6 protein-coding genes are annotated in these 5,512 nt (G+C 38.5%); 1 reads left to right on the top strand and 5 read right to left on the bottom strand.

Going from position 1 to position 5,512, the window contains the following annotated elements:
* Nucleotides 1–94: 94 nt before the first annotated feature.
* A complete protein-coding gene (locus tag H7254_RS11400; RefSeq protein WP_301933085.1) occupies nt 95–838 on the top strand; it encodes a TIGR00730 family Rossman fold protein in 744 nt (247 codons plus the stop codon).
* Between the two features lie 273 nt (nt 839–1,111).
* Here the strand turns inward: H7254_RS11400 and H7254_RS11395 are convergent, their stop codons facing one another.
* The 5 genes from H7254_RS11395 to H7254_RS11375 all read right to left on the bottom strand — a co-directional run.
* Nucleotides 1,112–2,164: a response regulator gene (locus H7254_RS11395; RefSeq protein WP_301933084.1), complete on the bottom strand. Its 1,053-nt coding sequence runs from the start codon at nt 2,162–2,164 to the stop codon at nt 1,112–1,114.
* Between the two features lie 35 nt (nt 2,165–2,199).
* Nucleotides 2,200–3,468, bottom strand: coding sequence for a PAS domain-containing sensor histidine kinase (locus tag H7254_RS11390; RefSeq protein WP_301933083.1), 1,269 nt, complete (start codon nt 3,466–3,468; stop codon nt 2,200–2,202).
* A 71-nt stretch (nt 3,469–3,539) separates the two neighbouring features.
* On the bottom strand, nt 3,540–4,298 hold the full coding sequence (locus H7254_RS11385) for a molybdopterin-dependent oxidoreductase (RefSeq protein WP_301933082.1): 759 nt from the start codon (nt 4,296–4,298) through the stop codon (nt 3,540–3,542).
* Nucleotides 4,299–4,302: 4 nt separating this feature from the next.
* Nucleotides 4,303–5,025, bottom strand: a complete 723-nt coding sequence (locus tag H7254_RS11380; RefSeq protein WP_301933081.1) for a cytochrome b/b6 domain-containing protein — start codon at nt 5,023–5,025, stop codon at nt 4,303–4,305.
* A gap of 338 nt (nt 5,026–5,363) precedes the next feature.
* The coding region (locus tag H7254_RS11375; protein WP_301933086.1) for a peptide-methionine (R)-S-oxide reductase at nt 5,364–5,512 on the bottom strand (149 nt) is incomplete at its 5' end.

The following is a 5,512-nucleotide window of genomic DNA, read 5'->3' as shown; positions in this document are numbered from 1 at the left end:
CCTTTGGTTAGTGGTAAGTTAATAACCAATAACTACCGTGTTTGCTTTTTGCTGCAACAAAAAAAACCACTACGTTTGATGCCAATTATAAACGATGATAGAAGAACAAAAGAAAGCGGCAGTAAAAGCAGAAATCAAGTTTTTGGCAGGGCCGCAAAACCGCTGGAAAGAATTACAGTTTGCGGTAAAGGTATTGTTTGAATTTATAAAGGGCTTCAGGGCGCTGCATTTTGTGGGGCCATGCGTTACCATATTTGGTTCGGCACGCTTTAAAGATGGCCACCCCTATTTTGAAAAAACAGAAGAGCTGGCTGCAAGGATTGCCCAATTGGGTTTTACCATTATGACAGGCGGCGGCCCCGGCATTATGGAAGCCGCCAACAAAGGCGCCAAGGAAGCCGGTGGCAGAAGCGTTGGCTGCAACATTGTATTGCCACACGAACAAAACCACAATGCCTACCTGGATAAATGGGTAAACATTAAATATTTTTTTGTACGCAAAACATTGCTGCTAAAATACTCTTATGCCTTTGTGGTAATGCCCGGTGGTTTTGGTACGCTGGATGAATACTTTGAAGCGCTCACGCTGATACAAACAAAAATGATCAGCGAATTTCCCATCGTAATTTTCGACACTAAATTTCACGCGGCACTGATAGCGCATATTGAATTGCTGAAAAAAGAGTTTACTATTTCACCGGATGATATCAATTTGTTTTTGGTAACAGATTCTGTGGATGAAGCGGTAGCCTACATTCAAAAAAACAGCATCGCTAAATTTAATCTACAACCCGAAAAACCTAAAAAGCCATTTAAATGGCTGGCTGAACGGGCATGAAACAAGTGGTGAGTGGCGGGTAAAATAACGCATACTTCACCTGCTCCCAAAAATTACCTCAAAATTATATCACGCAATTACGGAACAACTATGTTGAAAGCGGCATAAAAGATCAGTAAAAAATATATACAGTCAGCGCTAATCAAAAAAAGGTCGCTTATGTAAAATATGTAAAAACCAGAAAAAATTACGCTATCAAATTTCTTATCAGTAAAAAGAATTCTCCCATTTAAAAACGTAGTTTAACAAATACCTGCTCCCATTGTGTAAAGGCTAATTTAATAAGGCTGCCAATTTTTTTTCATCTAAAATAATGATGGCGCCATCTTTAATGTCGATTAATTTTTCACTTTTAAAATCGCTTAGCGTGCGTATAATTGATTCAGTGGCCTTTCCGGCTATATGGGCAAGGTCTTCCCTTGAAATATTCATGGAAAAATGTCCGGCTTCATCTTTGGTATATTTTTTTTGCAGCAGTACCAACGCTTCGGCCACCTGCTTTCGCAACGAGTTGTAAGCAATACCCACCAGTTGCTCTTCCCTGTCGGTAACACTTTGTGCCAACATCTGAATAAACTGCCGGGCAACTTCTTTGTTTGCACGCAATAATTTTTCAAAATCCCGCCGGTCTATAATTGCCAGCGTAGCATCTTCAATTACTTCAGAAGTTTCTTTGTAAACGGTGCCTTCCAGAATGGCGGTGTAACCCACATAATCTCCTTCTCCAAAAAGACCCACCGTTAATTCTTTGCCATCGTCACTGGTTTTAAATGTTTTTACTTTTCCTTTTTGAATATAAAACAACTTTACCGGATGATTTCCTTTATCATAAATCAATCTTTTCTTTTTATAAAAATTAACCGCACTATTGCTTATCAGTTCTTCCAGTGCTTGCAGGGTACCCGTTTCTTCGGTTTGCCGTACATTGTTTATCCCTTCAAAATCTTTTTGTAATAAGGCCGATTTTTTAAGCCGGCTTTCAATGGCAGTTAATAATTCTATATCACTAAAAGGCTTTGTAATATAATCATCTGCCCCCATTTCCATTCCTTTTCTAAAGTCGCCCCGCTCAGATTTTGCGGTTAAAAAAATAAAGGGAATATTTTTTAAACCTTCATTTTTGCGCAGCAAATGCAACACGCCGTAGCCATCCAAAACCGGCATCATAATATCGCAAATAATCAGGTGGGGTATATTTTTCAACGCCATCTTCACACCTTCTTTTCCATTGCCGGCAGCATCTACTTTATAATTTGCAAGTTCAAGAATCTCGGCCGTATTTTCCCTAATCTCATCATTATCTTCAATCAGCAATATACGTTTCATAAAAATCAGTACTTTAATAATTATAAGATAATTAGTTATGTCATATTTGCCGCATGGATATCAAAAGAGATGGCAAAGCAGGTGCCCTTTTCCAGTTCACTTATACATTCAATTTTGCCATTCATTAATTCAACATATTTTTCAACAATGTGTAAGCCTAAACCTGTACCCTGAATATTGGTTACATTGGTACCCCTGAAAAAACGTTCAAACAGATGATGCCTGTCGTCTTCGGAAATACCGATACCACTGTCTTTTACTTCTACCAGGATGTGCGTATCATTCACTTCACTCTTTACTTCTATCATACCATTTACCGGCGAAAATTTAATAGCGTTCGATAATAAATTGATCATCACATTGCGCAACAGCGATGGATCCAATACTACCAGGTGATTGCCCGAATGATGGTAAATAATCTGCTGCCCGGTTTTTACAATACCGTTTATTTCGCTGCATACCGAGGTGATTAATTCTTTAATATTAAATCCGGTAAAATGTGCAGCCAGGTTACCATCTTCAATTTTACCAATAGATAAAAAGTCGTTTAAAATTTCTGTAAGATTGTTTACGGCAGACTTAATGCGGTTGGTATGTTTGTCCCTTTTGTCCTGTTCATCTTCATTAACATATTTTGATACCAGTGATGCAGAAGAAAGGATGGTACTTAATGGTGTGCGAAACTCATGTGAAGCCATGGATACAAACCTGCTTTTAAGATCGCCGAGTTCTTTTTCTTTACTCAATGCCCTCTGCAATTCTTCTTTAGAAATTTCAAGTTCGTTTAAGGTTTCCTGCAATTGGCTGGTGCGAAGTACCACCTGTTTTTCAAGATCATTATTAAATTCTTCTATCTTTTTATTGATGAGGGCTAACTGCTCTTTTTGATAAAGCGTAGCATTCTCTATATCTTTTCGTTTGGTGATATCGCTTACAAAAGCAATTACAAAAGACGCTTCGCCCACTTCATAATTATTTAAACTAACTTCTACGGCAAACTCTGATCCGTCTTTTTTGGCGGCGTACAAATCCATACCAATACCCATCGGCCTTCTTTCTGGTTTGGTCATGTAACCATTTCTATGATGTATGTGAGCCGCGTGAAAACGATTGGGTATTAAAATTTCCAACTTTTTACCTATCACTTCTGCAGAACTATTGTAGCCAAACTGGCTGAGCAAAAAAGTATTGGCCAGTACTATTTCACCTTGTTGATTAACAACCAATATGCCGAGAGACGCATACTCGAATATAGCCTCAAATTTAATTTTTTCTGCTGCTAACTGAAAATCACGAGCTGCCATGTATTGGTGGTTTATACAAAAGTAACCTGTCCTGTTTTTTAAACACCAACAATTAGTGGAAACAATAGAAGCTACAATCCTGAATAATAATCGTATCCCTTTTCGTACCAGTAATCTTTAGGTTTGGTATTGCTGAAAAAGATAGTACCAATACGTTTAAGGTGCTTAATGCCATACTTTACAGGTATAATTAACCGTAAGGGATATCCTTGGTTTAAAGGCAATGGCTTTCCATTCATTTCATAACACAATATGGTTTGGGGATGCAAAATGCTGCGGGTATCAATGCCTACATAATATTTTTTATCGGGGGTATTTAAGCCAACATATTCCATTGCACTCTGGCTGCCGAGATTATACTTTTTTACAAAATCACTGAATTTTACACCGCCCCAATGGGTTACCTGGCTCCAGCCTTCAATGCATTTAAAATCAAAAATAATTTCGGTTTTTGGCAACGCTTTTATTTCAGCTAATGTAATAAACAATGTGTCGCCGGGGTTTTTAACCACCTGCAGTTTCCATGCTGCTGCATTAAAATCATCGCTTAATCCATCATCACCATTCACCCTTACCCTGGGAGCAGCCTCGCCAGGTGTGTAGGCTTTGCTGATGTTATCAGCGCTGTAAATATAATTACTGAATAAATTTTCGTTAACATTTAATACCGCCCTTAAAGGCCCAGGTACGGCATTATCTTCGGGTTGATGGATTAACCATCGCCAGGTAAAAATCGCTGCGCCAGTCAACAAAAAGAAAACAGCAAAAGCACGAATGGTTCTGTTGCGTATATATGTTGAAGAAACTATTTTTTCATTTTCGTTTGCCATACAATTAAATATTTTGCGGTGTATTTGTCAAGGGTGCTGTATCATCAGTCATCAGTTGTTCTGATGCAGGTTTTACGGAAGGTTGTACTTCAAAACCTGTTATCATTCCCCTAAAATTATTCCAACCGGCCTTCAACACCTGCAGAACATGTACTACAAAAAAAAGCGTAAATAAAATGGTAAGTGTAAAGTGTTCTATCCTTGCCCATTCATACCCACCCAACATTGCACAAAGCGTTTTAAACTGAACGGGTTTGTAAATAGCAAGCCCTGTAAGCAATGAACCAAGACCCATAAAAATAACACCAGTGTATGCTATGCGCTGTGCAGCATTGTATTTTTTTTGTGGTGGCAATCCCTTGCGGAGATGCAAATCGTGTAGTATTACCCTCCAGCTTTCCTGCAACGATTTCCGGTTGGGGAAAATCAGTTTCCACTCGCCGGAAAATAACAGGTAACCTACGTAAATCAATCCGTTGATGGCAAACAACCACATAAATACAAAATGAAGACTCATGCCCTCAGCCAGCCGGAAAGGAATATTCAAAGCTTTATTAAATGAATCGGGAAAAAATTTAAGTACGGTGGTAGAACCCCATCCAATGCGATATACGTCGTTGGCCCAATAAATTAACATGCCGCTCCATATCATAATTGCAAGCACCGGAAAATTAATCCAGTGAAACCAGCGGATAGCCAGCGGATGCTTTTGTACAATTTTTTTCATCAGTAGCAATATAAGAATTTTATTTGTACTTATTCGGAATTTTCAATTTGCATTTACTGACGTTAAGAAGCTGCCTGAAAACGATTTTTTGAATACTTAAGCAATGAACGTTGGGGACATCGGCCACGGCAGTTAACCGGGATCGGTGTTTCCATCAACCGCAAGATGGCAAATGAAAATTTTATTTCTAAAAAGCTTCAACCACATTTTATACTTTCTCTTGTAAATGTATTAAATAACCCAATAGAAATTTATTGGTTTTTCCTCTGCATATAATGAGCAATTATTTACAATGAAACAAATTAAAACCGCCTCATCCCCTCATGGACAAAACCGACCTACCCCTTTTTTGTAAAATTGAGCGAAACAGAATTCATGCAATACCGTAAGCCGGTTGGTTTGGGGCCATCATCAAATACATGGCCTAAATGAGCGCCACATCTGCTACAGGTAACTTTTGTACGATCCATTCCAAATGTATTATCTG

The organism is Ferruginibacter sp. (assembly GCF_014377975.1).
Taxonomy (GTDB): domain Bacteria; phylum Bacteroidota; class Bacteroidia; order Chitinophagales; family Chitinophagaceae; genus Ferruginibacter.
The sequence above is the reverse complement of the archived record's forward strand: the minus strand, read 5'-3'. Positions and strand labels throughout refer to the sequence as shown.